This window comes from Acidovorax sp. ST3, assembly GCF_003231145.1.
In the GTDB taxonomy this organism is placed as follows: Bacteria; Pseudomonadota; Gammaproteobacteria; order Burkholderiales; family Burkholderiaceae_C; genus Acidovorax.
The window spans coordinates 279220-303532 of record NZ_QKVP01000001.1; the positions used below are offsets into that span (position 1 = coordinate 279220).

The 24313-nt window shown below is 62.8% G+C and carries 22 protein-coding genes and 2 tRNA genes; 18 read left to right on the forward strand and 6 right to left on the reverse strand.

Going from position 1 to position 24313, the window contains the following annotated elements:
• Positions 1–5: 5 nt before the first annotated feature.
• The 16 genes from uvrB (at position 6) to DNK89_RS01350 (ending at position 12451) form a co-directional block, all read left to right on the forward strand.
• A complete protein-coding gene (uvrB, locus tag DNK89_RS01275) occupies positions 6–2096 on the forward strand; it encodes an excinuclease ABC subunit UvrB (protein WP_110958589.1) in 2091 nt (696 codons plus the stop codon).
• A 251-nt stretch (positions 2097–2347) separates the two neighbouring features.
• On the forward strand, positions 2348–2884 hold the full coding sequence (gene iscR, locus DNK89_RS01280; RefSeq protein ID WP_015013980.1) for a Fe-S cluster assembly transcriptional regulator IscR: 537 nt from the start codon (positions 2348–2350) through the stop codon (positions 2882–2884).
• Between the two features lie 115 nt (positions 2885–2999).
• Positions 3000–4220, forward strand: coding sequence for an IscS subfamily cysteine desulfurase (locus DNK89_RS01285; protein ID WP_015013981.1), 1221 nt, complete (start codon positions 3000–3002; stop codon positions 4218–4220).
• Between the two features lie 39 nt (positions 4221–4259).
• Complete coding sequence (iscU, locus tag DNK89_RS01290; RefSeq protein ID WP_015013982.1) at positions 4260–4661, forward strand: Fe-S cluster assembly scaffold IscU; 402 nt, start codon at positions 4260–4262, stop codon at positions 4659–4661.
• Positions 4662–4686: 25 nt separating this feature from the next.
• Positions 4687–5010: an iron-sulfur cluster assembly protein IscA gene (gene iscA / locus DNK89_RS01295; protein ID WP_015013983.1), complete on the forward strand. Its 324-nt coding sequence runs from the start codon at positions 4687–4689 to the stop codon at positions 5008–5010.
• Positions 5011–5093: 83 nt separating this feature from the next.
• Positions 5094–5612, forward strand: a complete 519-nt coding sequence (gene hscB / locus DNK89_RS01300) for a Fe-S protein assembly co-chaperone HscB (protein ID WP_110958590.1) — start codon at positions 5094–5096, stop codon at positions 5610–5612.
• Positions 5613–5690: 78 nt separating this feature from the next.
• Entirely contained in the window at positions 5691–7562 is a 1872-nt protein-coding gene (gene hscA / locus DNK89_RS01305) for a Fe-S protein assembly chaperone HscA (RefSeq protein WP_110958591.1), read from the forward strand.
• Positions 7563–7603: 41 nt separating this feature from the next.
• Positions 7604–7942 (forward strand): ISC system 2Fe-2S type ferredoxin, encoded by a 339-nt coding sequence (gene fdx, locus DNK89_RS01310; protein WP_015013986.1) that lies wholly within the window; start codon positions 7604–7606, stop codon positions 7940–7942.
• Positions 7942–8655 carry a DNA polymerase III subunit epsilon gene (gene dnaQ / locus DNK89_RS01315; protein ID WP_015013987.1) on the forward strand — a complete coding sequence of 238 codons (714 nt, stop codon included), beginning with the start codon at positions 7942–7944 and terminating at the stop codon, positions 8653–8655. Before fdx ends, dnaQ begins: the two co-directional genes overlap by 1 nt.
• Positions 8656–8692: 37 nt before the next feature.
• Positions 8693–8767 (forward strand) — tRNA-Val (locus DNK89_RS01320).
• Positions 8768–8817: 50 nt separating this feature from the next.
• Positions 8818–8892 (forward strand) — tRNA-Val (locus DNK89_RS01325).
• A gap of 157 nt (positions 8893–9049) precedes the next feature.
• Positions 9050–10105 (forward strand): histone deacetylase family protein, encoded by a 1056-nt coding sequence (locus DNK89_RS01330; protein WP_110958592.1) that lies wholly within the window; start codon positions 9050–9052, stop codon positions 10103–10105.
• Between the two features lie 17 nt (positions 10106–10122).
• Positions 10123–11220, forward strand: coding sequence for an NAD(P)/FAD-dependent oxidoreductase (locus tag DNK89_RS01335; RefSeq protein WP_110958593.1), 1098 nt, complete (start codon positions 10123–10125; stop codon positions 11218–11220).
• Between the two features lie 145 nt (positions 11221–11365).
• The gene (locus DNK89_RS01340) at positions 11366–11668 is read left to right on the forward strand and encodes a DUF883 family protein (protein WP_008904788.1); all 303 of its coding nucleotides are present in this window, start codon (positions 11366–11368) and stop codon (positions 11666–11668) included.
• Positions 11669–11720: 52 nt separating this feature from the next.
• On the forward strand, positions 11721–12116 hold the full coding sequence (locus DNK89_RS01345; RefSeq protein WP_110958594.1) for a phage holin family protein: 396 nt from the start codon (positions 11721–11723) through the stop codon (positions 12114–12116).
• Entirely contained in the window at positions 12113–12451 is a 339-nt protein-coding gene (locus DNK89_RS01350) for a hypothetical protein (RefSeq protein ID WP_110958595.1), read from the forward strand. The genes DNK89_RS01345 and DNK89_RS01350 overlap by 4 nt, the downstream gene beginning before the upstream one ends.
• 111 nt (positions 12452–12562) lie before the next feature.
• Here the strand turns inward: DNK89_RS01350 and DNK89_RS01355 are convergent, their stop codons facing one another.
• Positions 12563–13618, reverse strand: a complete 1056-nt coding sequence (locus tag DNK89_RS01355; protein ID WP_110958596.1) for a quinone-dependent dihydroorotate dehydrogenase — start codon at positions 13616–13618, stop codon at positions 12563–12565.
• Between the two features lie 36 nt (positions 13619–13654).
• On the opposite strand from DNK89_RS01355, the gene rpiA reads away from it, so the two are divergent.
• On the forward strand, positions 13655–14344 hold the full coding sequence (gene rpiA / locus DNK89_RS01360) for a ribose-5-phosphate isomerase RpiA (RefSeq protein WP_110958597.1): 690 nt from the start codon (positions 13655–13657) through the stop codon (positions 14342–14344).
• A 135-nt stretch (positions 14345–14479) separates the two neighbouring features.
• Here the strand turns inward: rpiA and DNK89_RS01365 are convergent, their stop codons facing one another.
• The 5 genes from DNK89_RS01365 to DNK89_RS01385 form a co-directional block, all read right to left on the reverse strand.
• Positions 14480–15127 (reverse strand): glutaredoxin family protein, encoded by a 648-nt coding sequence (locus tag DNK89_RS01365; RefSeq protein WP_110958598.1) that lies wholly within the window; start codon positions 15125–15127, stop codon positions 14480–14482.
• Positions 15128–15195: 68 nt separating this feature from the next.
• Positions 15196–17241: a M3 family metallopeptidase gene (locus DNK89_RS01370; protein WP_110958599.1), complete on the reverse strand. Its 2046-nt coding sequence runs from the start codon at positions 17239–17241 to the stop codon at positions 15196–15198.
• A 69-nt stretch (positions 17242–17310) separates the two neighbouring features.
• A complete protein-coding gene (folD, locus tag DNK89_RS01375; RefSeq protein ID WP_110958600.1) occupies positions 17311–18165 on the reverse strand; it encodes a bifunctional methylenetetrahydrofolate dehydrogenase/methenyltetrahydrofolate cyclohydrolase FolD in 855 nt (284 codons plus the stop codon).
• 72 nt (positions 18166–18237) lie between these two features.
• Positions 18238–18864, reverse strand: coding sequence for a response regulator transcription factor (locus DNK89_RS01380; protein ID WP_015013997.1), 627 nt, complete (start codon positions 18862–18864; stop codon positions 18238–18240).
• Positions 18861–21422, reverse strand: a complete 2562-nt coding sequence (locus tag DNK89_RS01385) for a PAS domain S-box protein (protein ID WP_110958601.1) — start codon at positions 21420–21422, stop codon at positions 18861–18863. Before DNK89_RS01385 ends, DNK89_RS01380 begins: the two co-directional genes overlap by 4 nt.
• A gap of 167 nt (positions 21423–21589) precedes the next feature.
• Here DNK89_RS01385 and aceE point away from each other — a divergent pair, with 167 nt between their 5' ends.
• On the forward strand, positions 21590–24298 hold the full coding sequence (gene aceE / locus DNK89_RS01390; protein ID WP_110958602.1) for a pyruvate dehydrogenase (acetyl-transferring), homodimeric type: 2709 nt from the start codon (positions 21590–21592) through the stop codon (positions 24296–24298).
• The last annotated feature ends 15 nt before the right edge of the window (positions 24299–24313 follow it).

Genomic DNA, 24313 nt, shown 5'->3' on the forward strand with positions numbered 1-24313 from the left:
GCCCCATGCCAGATATCACCGAAGTCATAACTGAAAAGCAAGACGGCGAGTTCGTCCGCTTCCCTGATTCCCCCTTCGAACTGTTCCAGCCCTATCCCCCCGCAGGTGACCAGCCCGAAGCCATTGCCAAGCTGGTGGAGGGTCTGCATGACGGCGAAACCTTCCAGACTTTGCTGGGCGTGACGGGCTCGGGCAAGACCTTCACCATGGCCAACGTAATCGCGCGCATGGGCCGCCCGGCCATCATCTTTGCGCCCAACAAGACGCTGGCCGCGCAGCTGTACAGCGAATTCCGCGAGTTCTTCCCCAAGAACGCCGTGGAGTACTTTGTGAGCTACTACGACTACTACCAGCCCGAGGCCTATGTGCCGCAGCGCGACCTGTTCATCGAAAAGGACAGCGCGATCAACGAGCACATCGAGCAGATGCGGCTCTCGTGCACCAAGAGTCTGATGGAGCGGCGCGATGTGGTGATCGTGGCCACTGTGTCGGCCATCTACGGCATTGGCGAGCCCGAGAGCTACCACCGCATGGTGATGACGCTGCGGGTGGGCGACAAGGTGGGGCAGCGCGATGTGATTGCCCAGCTGATCCGCATGCAGTATCAGCGCAACGAGGCGGATTTCAGCCGGGGCAAGTTCCGCGTGCGCGGCGACACCATCGATGTGTTCCCGGCTGAACACTCCGAGCTGGCGATCCGCATCGAGCTGTTTGACGACGAGATAGAGAGCCTGCAGTTGTTCGACCCGCTTACTGGGCGCGTCAAGCAGAAGATGCCGCGTTTTACCGTCTACCCAAGCAGCCACTACGTGACGCCACGCGACAAGGTGCTGGCCGCCGTCGAGACCATCAAGCTGGAACTGGCGGAGCGCCTGCAGCAGCTGGTGGCCGACGGCAAGCTGGTCGAAGCGCAGCGGTTGGAGCAGCGCACGCGGTTTGATCTGGAAATGCTCAGCGAGGTGGGCCACTGCAAGGGCATCGAGAACTACACGCGCCACCTGTCGGGCGCCGCGCCGGGCGATCCGCCCAGCACGCTGACGGACTACATGCCCAAGGACGCGCTCATGTTCCTGGACGAGAGCCACCAGATGATCGGCCAGCTCAGCGCCATGTACAACGGCGACCGTGCGCGCAAGACCACGCTGGTCGAATATGGGTTTCGACTGCCGTCGGCACTGGACAACCGCCCGCTCAAGTTCGAAGAGTTTGAGCAGCGCATGCGGCAGGTGATCTTTGTCTCGGCCACACCCGCTGATTACGAAAAGACCCATTCAGGGCAGGTGGTGGACCAGGTGGTTCGCCCCACGGGCCTGGTGGACCCGGTGGTGGAGGTGCGACCTGCAACCCACCAAGTGGATGATGTGCTGCAAGAAATACGCATTCGTGTCGAAAAGCACGAACGCGTACTCATTACCACGCTGACCAAGCGCATGGCCGAGCAGCTGACCGACTATTTGACGGACAACGGTGTGAAGGTGCGCTACCTGCACAGCGATGTGGACACCGTGGAACGCGTGGAGATCATTCGGGACCTGCGGCTGGGCGCGTTTGACGTGCTGGTGGGCATCAACCTGCTGCGTGAAGGGCTGGACATCCCCGAGGTGTCGCTGGTGGCGATCTTGGACGCCGACAAGGAAGGCTTCTTGCGCGCAGAGCGCAGCCTGATCCAGACGATTGGCCGTGCTGCGCGCAACTTGAGCGGCCACGCCATCCTGTACGCCGACCGCATCACCGACTCCATGAAAAAAGCCATGGGCGAGACGGAACGCCGGCGCATCAAGCAGATCGCATACAACGAGGCCAACGGGATCACGCCGCGCAGCATTGTCAAGCGGGTAAGAGACCTGATTGACGGCGTGTACAGCGAAAAAGCGGGCAAGGATGCCGAGCGTTTGGAGCAGGAAGCCCTGCAGCGCGCGCAGGTGGAGGACATGTCCGAGAAGGACGTGGCGCGCGAGATCAAGCGCTTGGAAAAGCTCATGCTGGAACATGCGCGCAACCTGGAGTTCGAGCAAGCGGCCCGGGTGCGCGACCAGCTGACGCGGCTCAAGGACCAAGCCTTTGGAGCCCATGGCAGCGATTCCGTAGCCTTGTAGAAAGGATTGCGGCTGGGTGTGTGATGAGAAATTACTATTGAGTCGATTAATAACTATTTGGTTTTTTAACCCGACAGAATCAATAGGGATTTGTGCTATACTCGCACAAAACACTCAACAAAACAGCCCAACGATGAAGGGCTCCGTGGCAGGTGACTGTGCGGAGTAAGGGGCGGAGACGGTGCCACGCTGGCAAACAGTCAGCGCTGGCGGTTTCTTCAACGAACAAGCCTTAGCACAAGGAGCTTGCGATGCGTCTCACAACCAAAGGCCGTTTTGCGGTCACCGCCATGATTGACCTGGCCCTGCGCCAGAACAACGGCCCCGTCACGCTGGCTGCCATCAGCCAGCGCCAGCAGATTTCGCTGTCGTATCTGGAGCAACTCTTTGGCAAGCTGCGCCGCCATGAGCTGGTGGAGTCCACCCGTGGCCCCGGCGGCGGTTACACGCTGGCCCGCAAGGCAGGTGACATCACCGTGGCAGACATCATCGTGTCGGTAGATGAGCCCATCGACGCCACTCAATGCGGTGGCAAGGAAAACTGCCTGGGTGAAGCCGGTCGTTGCATGACGCACGAGCTGTGGGCTTCGCTGAACCAGCGCATGGTCGAATTCCTGGATTCCGTCACCCTGCAAAAGCTGGTGGACGAGCAGCTCGCCAAGGGCGTGCAGATCGAAGACAAGCCCGTGGTGCGCCGTGCCATCTCCACCACCCCTGTGGTTAAACCCATTCGCGTGAATGCCCCGAACTCGGTGTTTGCGCTTGGCAACGTCTTCGCTAAATCCTGACCCCTGATGCGTGGTGCTGGCCCTGGGGTCGGCACTGCCCTGACCGCGTTTTATTCGTTTTCTTGTTTGTTCTGCCTCTTCTGTTTGCCAGCCAGAACCTTTTACTGAGCCAGCCATGGACATGACCCCGCACTTTCCCATTTACCTCGACTATGGCGCCACGACCCCGGTAGACCCCCGTGTGGTGGACGCCATGATTCCCTGGTTGCGTGAGCACTTTGGCAACCCGGCATCGCGCAGCCACGCCTGGGGCTGGGAGGCCGAAGAGGCGGTGGAAAAAGCGCGTGTCCAGGTGGCAGACCTGATCGGTGCCGACCCGCGCGAAATCGTCTGGACCAGTGGTGCGACCGAGTCGATCAACTTGGCCCTGAAGGGCGCCGCGCATTTCTACAAAGGCAAGGGCAAGCACCTCATCACGCTCAAGACCGAGCACAAGGCCGTGCTGGACACCATGCGTGAGCTGGAGCGCCAGGGTTTTGAAGCTACTTACCTGGACGTGCAGGAAGACGGCTTGGTCAACATGGACGTGCTCAAGGCGGCCATCCGCCCCGACACCGTGCTGATCAGCATCCTCTTCGTGAACAACGAAATCGGCGTGATCCAGGACATCCCCGCCATCGGCGCGCTGTGCCGCGAAAAGGGAATCCTGCTGCATGTGGATGCTGCCCAAGCCACCGGCCGTGTCGAGATCGACATGAACGTGCTTCCCATCGACCTGATGAGCATGACCGCCCACAAGACCTATGGCCCCAAGGGCATTGGTGCGCTTTACGTGCGCCGCAAGCCCCGCGTGCGGCTGGAAGCCCAGATGCACGGTGGCGGCCATGAACGCGGCATGCGTTCGGGCACCTTGCCCACGCACCAGATCGTGGGCATGGGGGAGGCTTTCCGTATCGCCAAGGAAGAAATGGCAGAGAGCAACGCCAAGGCCAAGGCCCTGCAGCAGCGCCTGCTCGACGGCCTCAAGGACATCGAACAGGTCTACATCAACGGCAGCCTGGAGCGCCGTGTGCCGCAGAACCTGAACATGAGCTTCAACTTTGTCGAAGGTGAATCGCTCATCATGGGCATCAAAGGCTTGGCGGTGTCGTCGGGCTCGGCGTGCACGTCCGCCAGCCTGGAGCCGAGCTATGTGCTGCGCGCTTTGGGCCGCAGCGACGAGCTGGCGCACAGCAGCCTGCGCATGACCATTGGCCGTTTCACGACCGAAGAAGAGATCGACTACGCCATCTCCACCATCCGCGAGAACGTGGCCCGCCTGCGCGAGTTGAGCCCGCTGTGGGAGATGTACAAGGACGGCATCGACATCAGCACCATCCAATGGGCTGCGCACTGATTCCGCACAAATTCTGGACGTATTGAAGAGGTACACATCATGGCTTACTCAGACAAAGTGGTTGACCATTACGAAAACCCCCGCAACGTGGGTTCGTTCGACAAGGGTGACGATTCGGTGGGCACCGGCATGGTGGGCGCGCCCGCCTGCGGCGACGTGATGAAGCTGCAGATCAAGGTGAACCCCGAAACCGGCGTGATCGAAGACGCCCGCTTCAAGACCTACGGCTGCGGCTCGGCCATTGCCTCGTCGTCGCTGGTGACCGAGTGGGTCAAGGGCAAGACGCTGGATGAAGCTGCCGCGCTCAAGAACAGCGAGATCGCCGAAGAACTGGCTTTGCCGCCCGTCAAGATCCACTGCTCCATCCTGGCCGAAGATGCGATCAAGGCTGCCGTGCTGGACTACAAGACCAAGCACGCCGCCACGACCACCGCCGCCTGATTGTTTGACAGATAGATCGAGAGACATGGCCATTACGCTGACCGAAGCCGCCGCCCGGCACGTCAACCGCTACCTGACCCGTCGGGGCAAAGGGTTGGGCGTGCGCCTGGGAGTCAAGACGACAGGCTGCTCAGGGCTTGCCTACAAGCTCGAATATGTGGACGAGAGCGAGCCTGAGGACATCGTGTTCGAGAACCACGGTGTCAAGGTGCTGATCGACCCCAAGAGCCTGGCCTACATTGACGGCACTGAGCTGGACTTCGTGCGTGAAGGCCTGAACGAAGGTTTCAAGTTCAACAACCCCAACGAGCGGGACCGCTGCGGTTGCGGGGAGAGCTTCCGCGTCTGATCGCCCTTCGTTGATGTCACACCAAACCGCCAACGCGCTCTGTGCTGGCGGTTTTTTCTTGGATTTCTCTCTCGCCCCTGCGCATGAACCTGCAATCTGACGACTTCGAACTGTTTGGCCTCGCGCGCCGCTTTGCGCAGGAGCGCAGCGCCATCGACGCGCGCTGGAAGGATCTGCAGCGCGAGGCCCACCCCGACAAGTTTACCGCCCAGGGCGCTGCGGCACAGCGTGTGGCCATGCAATGGTCGGTACGCATCAACGAGGCGTACCAGCGGCTGAAGGACCCGATGCGCCGCGCCGCCTATCTGTGCGAACTGCACGGGACGCCCATCCGTGCCGAAGACAACACCGCCATGCCCGCTGCCTTTCTGATGCAGCAAATGGAGTGGCGCGAGGCGCTGGAAGACGCCCGCGCAGACAGCGAGCTGGACGCGTTGGATGATGAGGTGGCGCAAGCCCGCCGTGCCACGCTGGCGCAGTGCGAGCAACTCATCGACCAGCAGCAGGACTATGCAGGCGCAGCCCGCCAGGTCAGAGCCCTCATGTTCATTGCGCGATTTGCCGACGACATTGAGCGTCGCCGAGAGCAACTGGGACAATAGGGTGATTTTGTATTCCCAAAGGGCTCCCTCGCGTGTTGATGCGATGGCGGGCTCCACCACGTAGAGATCCGAAATTTCATGGCGCTTCTGCAGATTTCCGAACCTGGCCAATCTCCCGACCCGCACCAGCGGCGCATCGCAGTGGGCATTGACCTGGGTACCACCCATTCTTTGGTCGCAGCGGTGCGCAATGGTGTGTCCGAATGCCTTCCCGATGCCCAGGGCCGGGTGCTGCTGCCATCGGTGGTGCGCTACCTTGCCAACGGCGGGCGTCAGATCGGCTATGACGCCGTGGCGGCGCAAGCCCAGGATGCACGCAACACCATCGCCTCGGCCAAACGCTTCATGGGGCGTGGCCTGAAAGACGTGGCAGAGGCAGGAAAGTTGCCGTACGACTTTGTGGTCGCCAACGACGCTGGCGCGGGCGGCATGGTCAGTCTTGCTACGGTGGATGGCAACAAGTCACCCGTCGAGATCAGCGCCGAGATCCTCGCCACGCTGCGCTACCGGGCCGAAGACACCTTCAACGACGATCTCTACGGCGCGGTGATCACCGTGCCCGCGTACTTTGACGACGCCCAGCGCCAGGCCACCAAGGATGCGGCCAAGCTCGCGGGCATCAACCTGCTGCGTCTCATCAACGAGCCCACGGCGGCAGCGATTGCCTACGGCCTGGACAACGCCAGCGAGGGCGTCTACGCCGTGTATGACCTGGGTGGGGGTACGTTTGATATTTCCATCCTGCGCCTGACGAAGGGGGTGTTCGAGGTGATCGCCACGGGCGGCGACTCTGCCCTCGGGGGCGATGACTACGACGCCGCGCTGGCAGAGTGGGTACTGCAACAGGTGGGGCAACAGGCGGTCACGCCTGCCGACAAGTCGGCCGTGCGCATGGCGGCGCGCCAATGCAAAGAGGCGCTGACCGCTACTGATTTAGTAGCGTTCAAGGCAGATTTATCTAGCGCTTTCGTGCAGTTTGACGTCAAACGCTCGGATTTTGATGCCGTGACCGCCGATCTGACCGCCCGCTCCATGGCGGCTGTGCGCCGTGCCCTGCGCGATGCGCATCTGGCGCGCGATGAGGTGCAGGGTGTGGTCATGGTGGGCGGCTCCACCCGCATGCCGCAGGTGCAACGGGCCGTCGCGGATTTCTTCGGCAAGGAACCGTTGACCAATCTGAACCCGGACGAAGTGGTGGCTCTAGGGGCGGCCATCCAGGCCAACCAGCTGGCAGGTAACAACACCGCAGGTGACCTGCTGCTGCTGGATGTGATTCCGCTGTCTCTGGGCATCGAGACCATGGGCGGCTTGGTGGAGCGCATCGTCTCGCGCAACGAGACCATTCCCACCGCCAAGGCGCAGGACTTCACCACCTACAAGGATGGACAGACTGCTTTGGCCATCCATGTGGTTCAGGGCGAGCGCGATTTGGTGCAGGACTGCCGCAGCCTGGCGCGCTTTGAGTTGCGCGGTATTCCCCCCATGGCGGCAGGGGCTGCTCGCATCCGTGTGACCTTCACGGTCGATGCCGATGGCCTGCTGAGCGTGGCCGCCAAGGAGCAGGGCAGTGGGGTGGAGGCGCGCATTGATGTGAAACCGTCGTATGGCCTCACGGACGACGAAATAGCGCGCATGCTGCAGGACGGCTTTGCCACGGCTGCGCAAGACATGAAGGCCCGTGCCGTGGTCGAGGCCCGTGTGGACGCCGACCGCATGTTGATTGCTACGCAAAGCGCACTGGATGCGGATGGTGACGTGCTCAGCCCCAAGGAGCGGGCCGCCATCGACGCCCTGATGGTGGCCCTGCGCCACCAGCGCGACAGCGACGATGCAGCGGCTATCGAGGCCGCCACGGAAGCCCTGGCCAAGGGCACCGAAGCTTTCGCAGCCCAGCGCATGAACCGCGGTATCCAGCAGGCCCTGGCCGGCAAGAACGTCGCAAGCCTGTGATGCGCCCCTGCGCATCCCTCTGAACAAGAAGAAAACACCCCATGCCCGTCATCAAGATCCTTCCCCATCCCGAATACTGCCCTGCAGGCACCGAAATCACTGCGCCTGCAGGCACCTCGATCTGCGAAGCCCTGCTGGACAACCACATCAACATCGAGCACGCCTGCGACATGAGCTGCGCGTGCACCACCTGCCACGTCATCGTGCGCCAGGGGTTGAATTCGCTGAATGCGGCAGAAGAAGAGGAAGAAGACTTGCTGGACCGTGCCTGGGGCCTGGAGCCGCAGTCGCGCCTGTCGTGTCAGGCCATCCTGGCGCAGACCGATCTGGTGGTCGAAATTCCGAAGTACACGATCAACCACGCCAAGGAAAACCACTGATGTCCCGGCAAATTGTTCTGGACACGGAGACCACCGGCCTTTCGGCCGAGGGGGGTGACCGCATCATTGAACTGGGTTGTGTGGAGCTGCTCAACCGCAAGCTGACTGGTAACAATCTGCACCTGTACTTCAACCCGGGCCGTGACAGCCATGAAGATGCGCTGAAGGTGCACGGCATCAGCAATGAGTTTCTGAAGGACAAGCCCAAGTTTGCGGATGTGGTGGATGACATCCTGCAGTACCTGCAGGGCGCCGAGATCATCATCCACAACGCAGCGTTCGACGTGGGCTTCCTCAACAAGGAGCTGGAGCTGGTGGGGCGCCCGGCGTTTGGCACTTATGTGCAGAGCGTGACCGACACGCTGGCCATGGCCAAGGAGATGTACCCGGGAAAGCGCAATTCGCTGGACGCCCTGTGCGACCGCCTGGGCGTGGACAACTCGGGCCGGACGCTGCATGGTGCCTTGCTCGACGCCGAGTTGCTGGCCGATGTGTACATCAACCTCACACGCGGGCAGGACGCCCTGTTGATCACCGATGACGGCCATGACAGTGCCGACGGTGTGAAGGTGGCTGCCATTGATTTGCGTGGCCTTGCGCTGCCCGTGCTGCGGGCGAGCGAGCAGGAGCAGGCGGCGCATGCCGAGGTGCTCACACAGATCGACAAGGCCAGCGGTGGCAAAACAATTTGGAGAACTCTCCAATCGGCCTAAAAAGCTGTGCCATAATAGAAGGCTGTCGCAGCGACAAGGGTGATTAGCTCAGCGGTAGAGCACTGCCTTCACACGGCAGGGGTCACATGTTCGATCCATGTATCACCCACCAGTTGCTGCCAGACTTTTCGCAGCGGTATCTTTCTCCAAGGTGCTTGCGACGGGTGATTAGCTCAGCGGTAGAGCACTGCCTTCACACGGCAGGGGTCACATGTTCGATCCATGTATCACCCACCAATTTGAAAATCCCTGCAGGTTATTGACCTGCAGGGATTTTTTCTTTTTCGGTTCAAAACGGCCCTGCAGACCGCAAAACCGTCGTAGGGATCGATGATGGAGCTTTGCGGGGGGCTGGCGCGCTACATTTGTCCCTCGTACCTGCAACGCAGCATCCATGATCACCTTCCACAATCCCTTGCACCAGGGGCATGCGCCCGTCCACGAATTCTTCCGTGGCGAACGCGTGCCGTGTTTTGAAAAGCCCGCACGGGTGGACTATGTGGAGGAGGCCCTGCGTGCACGCGGCCACGCCATGGTGGCTCCTGATGTGAATTGCAGTGCCGTGCTGGAGCAAGTGCATGCACCGCGCTACCTGGCCTTTCTGCAGACCGCGTGGCAACAATGGCTGGCGCTGGACCCCGGCAACGCTGCGGTACAACCCTTTCCTTCGGTGTGGCCAGTGCGCACGCTGCGCAGCGATGTGGAGCCCGACAACTTCGTAGCGCGCCTCGGTCTGTATTCGATGGACAACGGCACCCCTATGGCGGCAGGCACCTGGGCCGCAGCCAAGGCCGGGGCGGACGCGGCGGCCAGCGCAGCGGCTCGCGTAGCGCAAGGCACGCGTGCCGCGTTTTGCTGCACACGGCCGCCAGGACACCATGCGGGCCCGGACTTCATGGGCGGCTATTGCTTTTTGAACAACGCCGCCGTGGCCGCACAGACCCTGCGCAACCAGGGCGCCCAGCGTGTGGCAGTGCTGGATGTGGACTACCACCATGGCAACGGCACGCAGAGCATCTTTTACGACCGCAGCGATGTGCTGTTTATCAGCATCCACGGCGACCCGCGCACGGAGTACCCCTTTTACCTGGGCCACGCCGATGAGACGGGCGAGGGGGTTGGCGGCGGTTTCAACCTCAATCTGCCTTTGCCCGCCGGCACCAGCGCGGCGACCTGGTTCGAAGCGTTGGAGAAGGCTTGCGCCCGCATCGCGGAGCACCGCGCCGATGGGCTGGTGATATCGCTGGGGCTGGATGCCTTCGAGGGCGATCCCATCTCGCGGTTTGCACTGGCTTCGTCAGATTTCACGCGCCTGGGCGAGCGGCTGGCGCGGCTCGGTCTGCCCACGGTGTTCGTGCTGGAGGGCGGTTATGCGGCGGCCGAACTGGGTACCAATGCCGTCAACGTGCTCGATGGTTTTGAACAGGCTGACCCGTCACTCGCCAGGTGAGGCATGGAGACACACGGATGATCGATACGGTGGATTGTGTGGTGGTGGGCGCGGGTGTGGTGGGGCTGGCAGTGGCCCGCGCGCTGGCGCTGCAGGGTAGGGAGGTGATGGTGCTGGAAGCGGCAGACGCCATCGGCACTGGCACCAGTTCGCGTAACAGCGAGGTGATTCACGCGGGGCTGTACTACCCCGCAGGGTCGCTCAAGGCCCGCCTGTGCGTGCGGGGCAAGGAATTGCTCTATGCCTACTGCGCGGAGCGCGGCGTGCCCCACCGCCGTTGCGGCAAGTTATTGGTGGCAACCTCTGCGGCGCAGCTGGACAGCCTGGAAGGCATCCAGGCGCGCGCCTGTGCCAACGGGGTGCTGGACCTACAACGCCTCAGCCGCGAAGAAGCCCTGGCACTGGAGCCCGCGCTGGCCTGCGTGGGGGCCTTGCACTCGCCCAGCACCGGCATCGTCGATAGCCATGCGCTCATGCTGGCGCTGCAAGGCGATCTGGAGCACGCGGGCGGCATTGTGGCACTGAATTCGACGCTAGCGCTAGCATCTATTGGTTCTGGTGCTATTGATTTGGAAGCGCTGGACGGAACGCGCCTGTGCGCTCGCACCGTGGTGAATGCCGCTGGGCTGCACGCCCCTGCACTGGCTACGCGATTTGCCGGTCTGGCCCCGCAGCATGTGCCCAAGGCGTTTTATGCCAAGGGCAACTATTTCACGTTGATGGGCAAGGCGCCTTTCAGCCGGCTGATTTACCCGGTGCCCGAGGCGGCTGGTTTGGGGGTGCACCTCACGCTGGACCTGGGCGGACAAGCCAAGTTTGGCCCGGACGTGCAGTGGGTGGATTCGCCTGACGATCTGCAGGTGGACCCCGCGCGCGGCGATGCCTTTTATGCCGAAGTGCGGAAATACTGGCCTGGTTTGCAAGATGGCGCTCTGGCGCCCGGCTATGCAGGCATGCGCCCCAAGGTCCACGGGCCGGATGCACCGGCGGCGGATTTTGTCATTCAAGGCCCCTCCGTGCATGGGGTGGCGGGGCTGGTCAACCTGTTTGGCATCGAGTCGCCCGGCTTGACAAGTGCCCTTGCCATTGCGGAGCATGTGGCTAAGCTGGTTTGATCTGCGGCAAGCCATTTGCAATCAGTAACCTCTTGCGTCCCCGTCCTACGAGGGGTTTCTGCGCGGATGGCTAAGATGAAGTTCAGTCCTCCACGTTGGCGTGCGGGATTTCCCATCACTTTTGGCACTACACAGAAAGGCTTGTATGACTGCTTCTGACACCACGACCACCCAGGGCGAACTGGAAAAGCTGGTTTCCGATCTGCGGGGGCTGTTGGCCAACAAGGATCTGGACGCAGTGCCCGAAATCAAGTTGCTTCGCCAGCGCCTGGACGACGGCATGCACAACGTGCGTGAATCTGCCGTTCGCGCCGCCCAGGATGCAGCACGCCAGGCCAAGGAAGCTGCATTGGCGGCTGACCGTTATGCCCATGACGAACCGTGGCGTGTGGCAGGTGCGGCGCTGGCTGTGGGCGCGTTGGTCGGTTTCCTACTGGCGCGCCGTTGATTGCCACTGATCCCTCGTCCCTTATGACGGCACAGCACAAAGGCGACAAGACATGAATTGGCTCTCGCTGCTGGGGCTGGAGGGCTTGGCCGCCCGCTGGCGCGCCAACCTTATCGAAGGCGCCATTGCCGCCGAAGACCGCATGGACCTGGCCCGCCTTGAATGGGCGGACCTTAAGCAGCGCCTTCAGCAATTGCTGGTGCTCACCATTCTGGTGGCCGGGCTCACGGTGGTGGCGCTCATCATGGTGTCGTTCGCCGTGCTGGTGCACTTTTGGGACTCGCCACAGCGCACGCTGGTGGCATGGCTGGTGGCTGGCGGGTGGGCTGCTGGCTGGGCGGCTGCCACGGTCTCGTTGGTGTCTGTGGCCCAACGTGCGGGCAGTGGTTTTGCACTGACGCGGCGAGAGCTGGCTCAGGATTGGCGTGACATCAAGGAGCGCTTGTGAGTACCCCACTTCCCACCACTACGTTGCAGACTGCGCCTGTGGCGCGGACTACCCCCACCGTGGAGCAGCAGCGCGTGCTCGACCGTATCGAACTGCAGCGTGAGCGGCTGCGTGCCCGCCGCGTAGCCCGCGCCCAGGCCCGCGCGCTCGCGGAGCAGGCTGGAGGCCCCACGGGCGGTGAGGACGCTTCGCTGGCACTGCGCGCCGCCCGGTTTGCGCGGGAGCATCCGCTGGCGGTGGCCGCCATGGCGGGCGTTGCACTGGTGGCTGGCCCGCGCAGACTGATTCGGTGGGCGGGTATTGTGCTGCCGATGGTGATGCGCCTGCGCCGCTGAACATGGCTGCGGGACAGGCCAGTAGCCCGGCTTGCCCGTTAGAAAAAGCAAAACGGAGCCCTGTCATCAGCGGCTCCTTTTTTCATGTGTCAGGCTTTGCGGCCCTCCAGGTCAGCGCAACGCCTTGATGGCTTCGGCGGCTTTTGCAACGAGCGCCGGGCCTTCGTAGATCAGGCCTGTGTAGATCTGCACGACATCCGCGCCTGCGCGAATCTTGCTCACGGCGTCGTCAGCGCTCAGGATGCCGCCCACACCAATGATGGGGAAGCCGCTGCCCAATGCGGCGCGCAGTTGCCGAATGACCTGGTTGCTGGCTTCCAGCACTGGAGCGCCGCTCAGCCCTCCCGTCTCTTCCGCATGGCGCATGCCCTGCACTGCGGTGCGGCTGATGGTGGTGTTGGTGGCGATCACGCCGTCCATGCCGTGGCGCTGCAGCGTCGCAGCGATGACGGCCACCTGGGCTTCGTCCAAGTCGGGGGCAATCTTCACAAAGACCGGAACGCGCCGCTGGTGCTGGGTGGCCAGGGCCTCACGCCGCTCGGCGATGGCGCCTAGCAGGGCATCCAGAGCGGCGTCGTTTTGCAGCGCACGCAGGTTCTGGGTGTTGGGCGAGCTGATGTTGACCGTGACGTAGTCGGCATGGGGGTACACACCCTCCAGGCAGATCAGGTAGTCGCTGGTGGCGTTATCGATGGGCGTGGTGGCGTTCTTGCCGATGTTCAGGCCAAGCAGCATGGGGCGCTGCTGGCGGGTCTGCTTGCGAAACTGCGCCTGCTGCACATTGCGCAAAAAGGCTTCCAGGCCTTCGTTGTTGAAGCCAAGGCGGTTGATGAGGGCGCGGGCCTCGGGCAGACGGAACATGCGTGGCTTGGGGTTGCCTGGCTGCGCCTTGGGGGTTACGGTGCCCACTTCCACAAAGCCGAAACCCATGGCCCCCAGCGCGTCGATGCAGCGTGCATTCTTGTCCAGCCCCGCCGCCATGCCCACGCGGTTGGGAAATTGCAGCCCCGCCAGGGTAATAGGGTCGTTCACCGTTTCGTTGCACCAGGCCCACTGCAGCGGCGTGCGCTGCCCGCGCGCGAGCATGTCCATGGTGAGTTCGTGGGCGGCCTCGGCATCCATGCCGAAGAGAAAGGGGCGGGTGAGGGCGTAGGGGATGAGGGACATGGAGGGATAATTCAGGATTACCCCCGATTTTCTCCCATGACGACCACCACTCCCCTGACCCAAGACGAACTCAAGACCCTGGTAGGCCAAGCCGCGCTGCAATACGTGGTGCCTGGCGAGATTGTGGGGGTGGGCACCGGCTCCACCGTGAACAAGTTCATTGATGCCCTGGCGGGCATGAAGGACCAGATCAAGGGCGCGGTGTCCAGCTCCGTAGCCAGCACGGAGCGCCTGAAGGCACTGGGCATTGCCGTGTTCGATGCCAACGAAGTGTCTTCACTGTCCGTCTATATCGACGGCGCCGACGAAATCGACGGCCAGGGCCACATGGTCAAGGGCGGCGGTGCTGCATTGACCCGCGAGAAGATCGTGGCAGCTCTGGCCGAACGCTTTGTGTGTATCGCAGACGAATCCAAGTTGGTGAAGGCTCTGGGCCAGTTTCCGTTGCCAGTGGAAGTGATCCCGATGGCTGCCAACCACATTGCGCGCCGTTTTGCGTCCATGGGTGGACAGGCCAGCCTGCGCCTCAAGGACGGACAGCCGCTGGTGACCGACAACGGCCAGCACATTCTGGACGTGAAGGGCCTGTCCATCACCGATCCGCTGGCGTTTGAATCCGAGATCAACCAATGGCCTGGCGTGGTGACCGTGGGGGTGTTTGCCCACCAGAAGGCGTCCGTGTGCTTGCTCGGCACGGCGCAGGGGGTGAAGACTACCGCCTATTGACGATTAGGGCGGTGGCTTGAGCACTCCCAAGCCCACTGTCTTTTGATGCAAAGTCAATGCAAAAGGGGCCTGTCAAGGCCCCTTTTTGCTGGGTGAACAAATGGTCTCACCACAGGTGGCTGCTATATGGCCCTGTCAGAACCGGATGCCTGCCGGATTGCTCGGCGTGGGACCATCATTCGCCGGTGGTGGTGGCGTGGGCCGCGCAGGAGCTTTTTGAGCGGCCGCTGGTGCCGCTTCTACCGGCTTAGCCGCGACCAGTGGTGCGGGCGCTGGCTGGCGATAGTTGCTGGGCAACTGAGATTGTTTGGGGTAGCCCGCCGCGTCGAGGTACTGGATCCACTCGGCGTCAGAAAAACCCACCAACTGTTGACCCCCGATGGTGCCAAAGGGCAGGCTGGAATTGCCGCTCAAGCGCTGTAGTGCCGCGATGTCTTCATTGCTGACCACAGTGCGTTCGGTGTAAGGCACACCGCGTGACGTGAGCAGGTTGCGCAAGCTGCCGCAGGGCGCGCAGTCGCTGCCGGTGTAGATGGTCACCGGGTACCGGTTGGCAATCTGCCGCAGTTCGTAGGGCAACGCTCCGTTGGCAGTCGCAGGGCTTGCCGGGGCGGCACTGCTGCGCGCTGGCTGGGCAGTAGCCTCGGCAGGGGGGCGGTCCGAAAAGGTCACCTTGCCATCCGGACCGACGATGCGATAGACCGCCTGCGCCTGAGCACCTACAGATGCCAAGGCCAACAACAAGGAGGCAGCTGCAGCAGGAGCGAACTTAAGACGGGGCATGTGGGTTCTCCTCATTCGTGTGGGCTGTGTTTGTTGTGGGGCAGTCTGCGGTTTGTTCGGTCTAAGCCTCAGGCGGTCAGCTCTTCTGCCATCCCCTGGTGGCGCAGCAGGGCATCCAGGCTGGGTTCTCGTCCACGGAAGGCTTTGAAGGATTCCATGGCGGGGCGGCTGCCACCCGCTTCCAGGATGGCCTCTCGGTAGCGCCGTCCCGTTTCGGTACTGGGCAAGCCATCGCTGCCAGCGGTTTCTTCAAAGGCGGCGTAGGCATCGGCGCTGAGCACTTCGGCCCACTTGTAGCTGTAATAGCCGGCCGCGTAGCCACCCGCAAAGATGTGGCTGAAGGTGTGGGCCGTGCGGCTGAAGGCGGGCGGCTGCAATACAGCCACCTCTTGCCGCACCTGGGTCAGCAGGGGCATGAAGTCCTGGGCCGGGTCGTGCTCGGTGTGCAGCAGCATGTCGAACAGCGCGAACTCAATCTGGCGCAGCGTCTGCATGCCGCTCTGGAAGTTCTTGGCGGCGATCATCTTGTCGAACAACGCGCGCGGCAGCGGCTCACCAGTGTCCACATGGGCGGTCATGTGCCGCAGCACATCCCATTCCCAGCAGAAGTTTTCCATGAACTGGCTGGGCAGCTCCACGGCGTCCCATTCCACCCCGCCAATGCCGGAGACATCGCGTTCGTTCACCTGGGTCAGCATGTGATGCAGTCCATGACCAAACTCGTGGAACAGCGTGATCACGTCGTCATGCGTCAACAGGGGTGGCTTGCCGTCCACACCGTCCGCAAAGTTGCAGACCAGGTGGGCGATGGGCGTTTGCAACACACCTGTGTCGGGGCGCTGCCAACGCGTGCGCACGTCATCCATCCAGGCGCCGCCCCGTTTCCCGGTGCGGGCGGGCTGATCGAGATAGAACTGACCCACCAGTTGGCCGTTGCGCTCGATGCGATAGAACTCCACCGCAGGGTGCCACACCGGAGCCGCGTCGCGGCGGATGGACACCTCAAACAGCGTCTCAATGATCTTGAACAGGCCTGCCAGCACCTTGGGGGCTGTGAAGTACGCCTTGAGTTCCTGCTCGCTGAAGGCGTAGCGGGCTTCCTTGAGCTTTTCAGAGATGTAGGGCCAGTCCCAGGGCTGCGGGTTGGTCAGACCCAGGTGTTCTGCGGCGAAAGCGCGCAGATCGGCCACGTCCTTCTCCGCATAGGGACGGGCGCGGCGGGCGAGGTCGCGCAGGAACTGGATGACTTCGGCGGGGGACTGGGCCATCTTGGGCACGACAGACACTTCGCCAAAGTTGGCATAGCCCAGCAATTGGGCTTCTTCCCGGCGCAAGGCCAGGATTTCGCCGATCAGCGCCGTGTTGTCGAACTTCTGGCCATCGCCCTCGGCCTGATCTGAGGCCCGAGTGACATAGGCGCGGTACAGCTTGGCACGCAGATCGCTGCGGGTGGCAAATTGCATCACCGGCAGGTAGCAAGGCATCTTCAGGGTGAGCTTGTAGCCTGGCTTGCCTTCCGCCTGCGCGGCCGCCAGAGCGGCTTGCTGCACATCGGCAGGTACACCATCCAGTTCTTCGGCGGTGGCGTAGTAGGCAAAGGCGTCGGTGGCGTCGAGCGCGTTCTCGCTGAACTTCTGGCTCAGCTCGGCCTGGCGTTCCTGGATCTGAGCGAACCGCTCTTTGGCGGCTCCGGTCAGTTCGGCGCCGCTGAGCACGAAGTTGCGCACCGCGTTGCGGTGGGCTTGGCGCTGCTCGGACGTCAGGGTGGCGGGGTCGATGGCCTTGTACTTGGCGTACAGGCGTTCGTCGGCGCCCAGGCGGGTCCAGAACTCGGTGACGCGGGGCAGGGCGGCGTTGTAGGCGGCGCGCAGCTCCGGCGTGTCCGCCACGCTGTTGAGGTGGCTGACGGCTCCCCAGGCGCGTCCGAGCTGTTCGGTGGCTACGTCCAGCACCTTGGCGATGGCGTCCCAGCGGGCAGGAAAGTCGGGCGCCGTGACGGTCTCCAGGGCCTGGTTGGCACGCTCCAGCAGCACATCAACCGCAGGGGCGACATCCTGCGGGGTGATGCGATCAAAGGCGGGGAGGTCGGAGAAGTCGAGGAGGGCGTTGCTCATGCGGGGTTAGATGGCGCCAGGCGGCGCAGGTTCAAGTTGCAAAGCGGCTGGCGTCTTCCCCGGGCGCTGTCAGCGCGCGGCGGTCCGCTCAGCGGCTTCGATGGTGTTCACCAACAGCATGGTAATGGTCATGGGTCCAACCCCGCCAGGGACGGGGGTGATCCAGCCTGCCACTTCCTTGACGCCGTCAAAGTCCACATCGCCACAGAGCTTGCCTTCATCATTGCGATTCATACCTACATCAATCACCACGGCGCCGGGCTTGACCATGTCGGCGGTCAGCACGTTGCGCTTGCCCACTGCGGCCACGATCACGTCGGCCTGCAGTGTTTGTGCCTTCAGGTCCTGCGTGGCACTGTGGCAGATGGTGACGGTGGCGTTCTGGCCGAGCAGCATGAGCGCCATAGGCTTGCCCACGATGTTGCTTCGGCCGATGACTACGGCGTGTTTGCCCTTGAGGCTGTAGCCGATGCTCTCCAGCATCTTCATGCAACCGTAAGGCGTGCAGGGCCAGAAGCCGGGCATGCCGGTCATGAGCGCACCCGCACTGGCAATGTGAAAGCCGTCCACATCCTTGGCGGGTGAGATGGCTTCGATGACCTTTTGCGCATCGATATGCTTGGGCAACGGCAGCTGCACCAGGATGCCGTGGATGGCCGGGTCGTTGTTGAGCGCTTCCACGCGGGCCAGCAGTGCGGCCTCGGTCATGTCGGCTTCGTACTTCTCGAGCACCGAGTGCAGGCCGCTGTCTTCGCAGGCCTTGACCTTGTTGCGCACATAGACCTGGCTGGCCTGGTTGTCACCCACCAGAACTACAGCGAGCCCAGGCGTCACGCCACGGGTTTTCAGCGCCGCAGCGCGTTGCGCCACCTCGCTGCGAAGTTGGCGAGAAAGGGCGTTGCCGTCGATGAGTTGGGCTGTCATGTCAGAAATACAAGTCAAAATGGCCGGTAGCGCTAGTGGAACATGCGCTGATAGCTATCAAAATAAGAGCGATCAGCCCTTGGGCGCGTTCTGTCCCAGGGCGATCTTGAGCAGGTCTGCCACAGTGTTGGCGTTGAGCTTTTCCATGATGTTGGCGCGGTGCGCCTCCACCGTCTTGATGCTGATGCCCAGGTCGTCGGCAATCTGCTTGTTCAGGCGTCCCGCCACGATGCGTTCAAGCACCTGCGCTTCGCGGCTGGTGAGCTTGGAGAGTAGGGCGTCGCGGCTGGCGGCCTGCTGATAACCGGCGAAGCTTTCGCGGGCGTGGTCCAGCATGCGTTCCACCAAGCCCACTAGCTCTTCTTCGTCAAAGGGCTTTTGGATGAAGTCCAGCGCACCCTTCTTCATGGTGTTCACGGCCATGGGTACGTCGCCGTGGCCGGTGATGAAGACGATGGGCAGCGGGGATTTACGCTCGATCAGGCGGTCCTGCAGCTCCAGGCCCGTCATGCCGCCCATGCGGATGTCCACGATCAGGCATGCCACTTCGCGCGGGTCGTAGCGTGACAGGAATGTCTCGGCCGAATCAAAGCAGCGCACCCGGTAGTCCTTGCCTTCCAGCAGCCACTGCAGGGAATCGCGAACTGCTTCGTCGTCGTCCACAACGTAAACAGTGCCTTTTTTCGGAATCAAGCTCATGCAACAGTCCTTGGGTTTTGTTCGTTTGCTACTGAATTTGTAGTGGCATCAGCAGGCTTGGCAAGCGGCAGCCAGAAGGAGAACCTGCAGCCTGTAACCTCCGAGCCATTGTAGAGGTTCTCCGCCTGCATCCGGCCCTGGTGCGACTCGACGATGCTGCGGCACAAATTGAGGCCCATGCCCATGCCTTCCTGCTTGGTGGAGAAGAAGGCTTCGAACAAGCGCTCCAGCACTTCCGGGGCCAGGCCCTTGCCGGTGTCCTGCACCGAGAACTCGACCACCTGGCGGTCATCGATCTGCTTGGGCACCACACGCAGTTCCACGCTGCGGTTGGGGGCCGGGCGGTCGGCGTGCTGGATGGCTTCGGCGCCGTTCTTCATCAGGTTGACCAGCACCTGCTCGATCAGGATGGTGTCGGCCATCACCTGCGGCAGGCGCGCGGCGACATAGTGCGTCAGGCGCACGTTGTGCCGGCGCAGTTCGATGTCGGCCAGTTCCACAGCTTCGTTGACCATCGAATGCACATCGGCCAGCGCGCGGTTGGGCTCGCTCTTTTTCACGAACGAGCGGATGCGCTGGATGATCTGACCCGCGCGCTGCGCTTGGTGGGCCGTCTTTTGCAAGGCCGTGAGCAGGGCCTCTTCGGTGAGCTGGCCGCTCTGGATGCGCGAGACCATGCCGCTGCAGTAGTTGTTGATGGCGGTGAGCGGCTGGTTGAGCTCGTGCGCCACGCTCGATGCCATTTCGCCCATGGTGATGAGGCGGCTGACCGACTGGGCGCGCTCAGCCTGTCGCTGTGCTTGCTCTTCAGCCAATCGGCGCGGGGTGATGTCCGTGGCAATCACCATCTGGGCCAGGCGGCCGTCCACCCAGTTCAGATAGCGCGAGCGCACTTCCAGCCACTTGCCCAGGTCGGGCAGGTAGATTTCGGCGTTTTCGCTGCGGGCGCTGGTCAGCGTGTCGGTGGGCAGGCCCATCAGGCCGTCCTCATCGTCCATACCGCTTTGCTCCTTGCCCGCCACCGGCACCACGCCGGCCTGAGCCACCAGCTGCAGATGTCCGCCGGTTTGTGAACCAAACCACTGGCGGTAGAGCTTGTTGGCGAACAGCAGTTCTTCGCTGCCCAGGGGGGCCACAGACACCGAGGCGTCCAGCGACTCCAGCACGATGGTGAAGCGCTCGTGCGACGCCGACAGTTGTTCGCGGATACGGTTGGGCTCGGTGATGTCGGTCATCGACGTCATCCAGCCCGTTTGCTGGCCATGGGCATCGATCAGGGGTGACACATAAAGGCGTGCGTCGAACAGCGTCCCGCTCTTGCGCTTGACGCGTACCTGGAAGCCGCCCGCCATGGTGTTGCCCCGCAGCTCGTCGCGCAGCTTGGCCTGCAGGGTTTCGTGGTCGGCCTCAGGCCAGTAGGGGAAGGGGGCCTTCAGGCCCACCAGCTCTTCCGCGCTCCAGCCCGTCATCTGGCAAAACGCGGCATTCACGTAACTGATGCGGCCTTCCATGTCGAGGGCGCGCATGCCGGTGAGGATGGAGTTTTCCATCGCCCGGCGGAAGTTGGTTTCGGCTACCAGGGCCTCTTGCGCCTGCATTCGGCGGCGGGTGTGGCGCCAGGTCGCGATCAGCATCCAGGCGGTCATGGCGCTCAGCGTCCCCACCAGCCAGAACAGGCCGCTGCCCACCACGCCGAGCGACGTGCGGTAAGCCTGCGCGCGCAGCACCAGGCCGTTGCCGACGGGAGAGACGGGCACCTCATACTCGTTGGCCTTGGGTGTCCAGGGCAACAACTGCGTGGCCTTGTTGCGCGGGCCCAGCGGCGTGCCCGCCAGCACCTGGTTCTTGCTGTCGAGCAGGGTCACTGCATAGCGCGCCAGCACTTCGGTGGGGGTGCCATAGCGCAGCAGGCTGTCGATGGAGTACTCACCCAGCACCACGCCGCTGAACTTGCCCTGGTTGTTGAGGGGCACCTGCAGCTGCAGCAGCGGGGCGGCGTCGCCCGTGGTGGCTGCCGGCTGGGCGTACACGGGTTGCTGCAGGTCCCGCGCCAGGCCAAAGGTGTCGGCCGTTTCTCCTGGCTTGAGCACTTCACCTGCAATGCGCAACTCGCCACTGGCCAGCGTGGGGGCGGCCTGACTCGCGCGGATACGTCGGCGGTCGTCGATCCAGGTGATGGCCTGCAGTTCCGGGTACTGGCTGATCAGCGCTTCGGCGCGGCTGATGAACTCGGCCTTGCCGAGGTCCTGGTTGGAGAGGTCGCGCGCGATGCGCATGAGCTGCTCTTGCCGTTCCAGCAGGCGCAGGCGCACCCGCTGCTGTGCGTATTCCACGTCACGCCGCAGGGCTTCTTGCTCGCGCTCGGCCTCTTCTGCGCGCAAATACCAGAACGCCGCCACGATGGCCGCCAGAAACATCAGCACCGCCGCCAGCGGGGCCAGTGCGGCAAACCGGTCTTGCCGGGTGGGCGACAAGCCGCGCCACCACTTGCGCCACCAGCGAATGGGCGCAGCCACGGTCGGGGCCGCGGGGGAGGGGGCGGTGGGCATCGAATCCATGCGTGGAGTGTAGAGGAGCCCTGGCGGGGTCCCAGTCTGCTGGGTCATGTGCATTTGCAGCAAATTATTGCAATATGAAATGCATAGGCACCATTTGAAATTGCGAAAAAATATGCGAAACTAGAGCCAACGTACTAAATTGCTGCCACACCTACAGGAGACAAAGCATGTCAGCTCAGCCCGACCCTCAGGCCGGTTTCGGCGTCGGTTCCGATACCGACCAGCAAGAGACCCGTGAATGGATGGACGCGCTGTCCGCCGTCATCGACAAGGAGGGCCCGGAGCGCGCCCACTTCCTGTTGGAACAACTTCTTGAACACGCCCGCCAGAGCAGCATCGATCTGCCGTTCTCCGCCAACACGGGCTACGTCAACACCATCGAGCCTGAAAAAGAGGCCCATTGCCCCGGCAACATCGCCATCGAAAAGCGCCTGCGCGCCTACATGCGCTGGAACGCCATGGCCATGGTGGTGCGCGCCAACCGCCTGAATCCTGCCGATGGCGGCGACCTGGGCGGCCACATCGGTTCGTTTGCTTCGGTGGCAAGCATGTTTGGCGCCGGTTTCAACCATTTCTGGCATGCCGAGAGCGAAGGCCATGGCGGCGACCTGCTCTACATCCAGGGCCACAGCGCCCCCGGCATCTATGCCCGTGCCTACCTCGAAGGCCGCCTGACCGAAGAGCAACTCGATAGCTTCCGCCAGGAAGTCGATGGCAAGGGCCTGTCCAGCTACCCGCATCCCAAGCTGATGCCCGAGTTCTGGCAGTTCCCCACGGTGTCCATGGGCCTGGGCCCGCTGATGGCCATCTATCAGGCGCGCTTCCTCAAGTACCTGCACGCCCGTGGCATCGCCAACACCGAAAACCGAAAGGTCTGGGTGTTCTGCGGCGACGGCGAAATGGACGAGCCCGAATCCCTGGGCGCGATCGGCCTGGCCGCGCGTGAAAACCTCGACAACCTGGTCTTCGTCATCAACTGCAACTTGCAGCGCCTGGACGGCCCGGTGCGTGGCAACGGCAAGATCGTGCAAGAACTCGAAGGCGAGTTCCGTGGCGCGGGCTGGAACGTGATCAAGCTGCTGTGGGGCAATGGCTGGGACGAGCTGCTGCGCCGCGACAAGAGCGGCAAGCTCAAGCAGCTGATGATGGAAACGCTGGACGGCGACTACCAGGCCATGAAGGCCAATGACGGCGCCTTTGTCCGCAAGAACTTCTTCGGCAAGTACCCTGAAACCCTCAAGCTCGTCGAGCACATGACCGACGAAGAGGTGTTTGAGCTGCGCCGTGGTGGCCATGAACCCGCCAAGGTGTACGCAGCCTTCCACGCCGCCAACGAGCACAAGAACCAGCCCACCGTGCTGCTGGTCAAGACCGTCAAGGGCTATGGCATGGGCAAGGCCGGTGAAGGCAAGAACACCGTGCACCAGACCAAGAAGCTGTCGGACGAAGACATCAAGTACATCCGCGACCGCTTCAACATCCCGATCCCTGACAGCCAGTTGGCCGAGATCCCGTACTACAAGCCCGCCGACGACACGCCGGAAATGCAGTACCTGCACGAGCGTCGCAAGGCCCTGGGCGGCTACCTGCCGCACCGCCGCGTAAAGGCTGACGAGAGCTTTACCGTGCCCGCGCTGGACACCTTCAAGGCCATCTTGGAGCCCACGGCCGAAGGCCGCGAAATCTCCACAACCCAGGCCTATGTGCGCTTCATCACGCAACTGCTGCGCGACCAGGCCCTGGGCCCGCGCGTGGTGCCCATCCTGGTGGATGAGGCGCGTACCTTCGGTATGGAAGGCCTGTTCCGCCAGATCGGCATCTACAACCCCAAGGGCCAGATGTACACCCCGGTCGACCGCGACCAGGTGATGTACTACAAGGAAGACAAGGCCGGCCAGATCCTGCAGGAAGGCATCAACGAAGCCGGCGGCATGGCCAGCTGGATCGCTGCCGCCACCAGCTACAGCACGAACAACCGAATCATGGTGCCGTTCTACGTGTACTACTCCATGTTCGGCTTCCAGCGCATTGGCGACCTGGCCTGGGCGGCGGGTGACATGCAGGCGCGTGGCTTCCTCTTGGGCGGCACTTCGGGCCGTACCACGCTGAACGGTGAAGGTCTGCAGCACGAAGATGGTCATAGCCACATCCTGGCCAACACCATCCCCAACTGCGTGAGCTACGACCCCACCTTTGCCCACGAAGTCGCAGTGATCATGCACCGTGGCCTCAAGCGCATGGTCGAGCAGCAAGAGAACGTCTTCTACTACATCACGCTGCTCAACGAGAACTACAGCATGCCGGGCCTCACGGCGGGTACCGAAGAGCAGATCATCAAGGGCATGTACCTGTGCAAGCCCGGCGCCGAAGGCGACAAGCGCGTGCAGCTGCTGGGCTCGGGCACCATCTTGCGTGAATCGCTGGCCGCGCAAACCCTGCTGGCCGCCGACTGGGGCGTGCAGGCCGACGTGTGGAGCTGCCCGAGCTTCAACGAACTGACCCGCGAAGGCCAGGACGTGGACCGCTGGAACCTGCTGCACCCGCTGGAAACACCCCGCGTGCCCTTCGTGGCGCAGCAGCTGGGCACCAGCACCGGCCCTGTGGTCGCATCCACCGACTACATGAAGGCCTATGCCGAGCAGATCCGTCCCTTTGTACCCAAGGGCCGCAATTACAAGGTGCTGGGCACCGACGGCTTTGGCCGCAGCGACTTCCGCAGCAAGCTGCGCGAGCACTTCGAGGTGAACCGCCACTACATCGTCGTGGCCGCCCTCAAGGCACTGAGCGAAGACGGCGTGCTGCCCGCCACCAAGGTGGCCGAGGCGATTGCCAAGTACGGCATCAATGCTGACAAGATCAACCCGCTCTACGCATAAAACGAACGGAGACAG

Excerpts from the sequence above, each read along its gene's own strand:
- uvrB (WP_110958589.1), top strand. The coding sequence starts at position 6 with ATGCCAGATATCACCGAAGTCATAACTGAAAAGCAAGACGGCGAGTTC.
- iscR (WP_015013980.1), top strand. The coding sequence starts at position 2,348 with ATGCGTCTCACAACCAAAGGCCGTTTTGCGGTCACCGCCATGATTGAC.
- DNK89_RS01285 (WP_015013981.1), top strand. The coding sequence starts at position 3,000 with ATGGACATGACCCCGCACTTTCCCATTTACCTCGACTATGGCGCCACG.
- iscU (WP_015013982.1), top strand. The coding sequence starts at position 4,260 with ATGGCTTACTCAGACAAAGTGGTTGACCATTACGAAAACCCCCGCAAC.
- iscA (WP_015013983.1), top strand. The coding sequence starts at position 4,687 with ATGGCCATTACGCTGACCGAAGCCGCCGCCCGGCACGTCAACCGCTAC.
- hscB (WP_110958590.1), top strand. The coding sequence starts at position 5,094 with ATGAACCTGCAATCTGACGACTTCGAACTGTTTGGCCTCGCGCGCCGC.
- hscA (WP_110958591.1), top strand. The coding sequence starts at position 5,691 with ATGGCGCTTCTGCAGATTTCCGAACCTGGCCAATCTCCCGACCCGCAC.
- fdx (WP_015013986.1), top strand. The coding sequence starts at position 7,604 with ATGCCCGTCATCAAGATCCTTCCCCATCCCGAATACTGCCCTGCAGGC.
- dnaQ (WP_015013987.1), top strand. The coding sequence starts at position 7,942 with ATGTCCCGGCAAATTGTTCTGGACACGGAGACCACCGGCCTTTCGGCC.
- DNK89_RS01330 (WP_110958592.1), top strand. The coding sequence starts at position 9,050 with ATGATCACCTTCCACAATCCCTTGCACCAGGGGCATGCGCCCGTCCAC.
- DNK89_RS01335 (WP_110958593.1), top strand. The coding sequence starts at position 10,123 with ATGATCGATACGGTGGATTGTGTGGTGGTGGGCGCGGGTGTGGTGGGG.
- DNK89_RS01340 (WP_008904788.1), top strand. The coding sequence starts at position 11,366 with ATGACTGCTTCTGACACCACGACCACCCAGGGCGAACTGGAAAAGCTG.
- DNK89_RS01345 (WP_110958594.1), top strand. The coding sequence starts at position 11,721 with ATGAATTGGCTCTCGCTGCTGGGGCTGGAGGGCTTGGCCGCCCGCTGG.
- DNK89_RS01355 (WP_110958596.1), bottom strand. The coding sequence starts at position 13,618 with ATGTCCCTCATCCCCTACGCCCTCACCCGCCCCTTTCTCTTCGGCATG.
- rpiA (WP_110958597.1), top strand. The coding sequence starts at position 13,655 with ATGACGACCACCACTCCCCTGACCCAAGACGAACTCAAGACCCTGGTA.
- DNK89_RS01365 (WP_110958598.1), bottom strand. The coding sequence starts at position 15,127 with ATGCCCCGTCTTAAGTTCGCTCCTGCTGCAGCTGCCTCCTTGTTGTTG.
- DNK89_RS01370 (WP_110958599.1), bottom strand. The coding sequence starts at position 17,241 with ATGAGCAACGCCCTCCTCGACTTCTCCGACCTCCCCGCCTTTGATCGC.
- folD (WP_110958600.1), bottom strand. The coding sequence starts at position 18,165 with ATGACAGCCCAACTCATCGACGGCAACGCCCTTTCTCGCCAACTTCGC.
- DNK89_RS01380 (WP_015013997.1), bottom strand. The coding sequence starts at position 18,864 with ATGAGCTTGATTCCGAAAAAAGGCACTGTTTACGTTGTGGACGACGAC.
- DNK89_RS01385 (WP_110958601.1), bottom strand. The coding sequence starts at position 21,422 with ATGGATTCGATGCCCACCGCCCCCTCCCCCGCGGCCCCGACCGTGGCT.
- aceE (WP_110958602.1), top strand. The coding sequence starts at position 21,590 with ATGTCAGCTCAGCCCGACCCTCAGGCCGGTTTCGGCGTCGGTTCCGAT.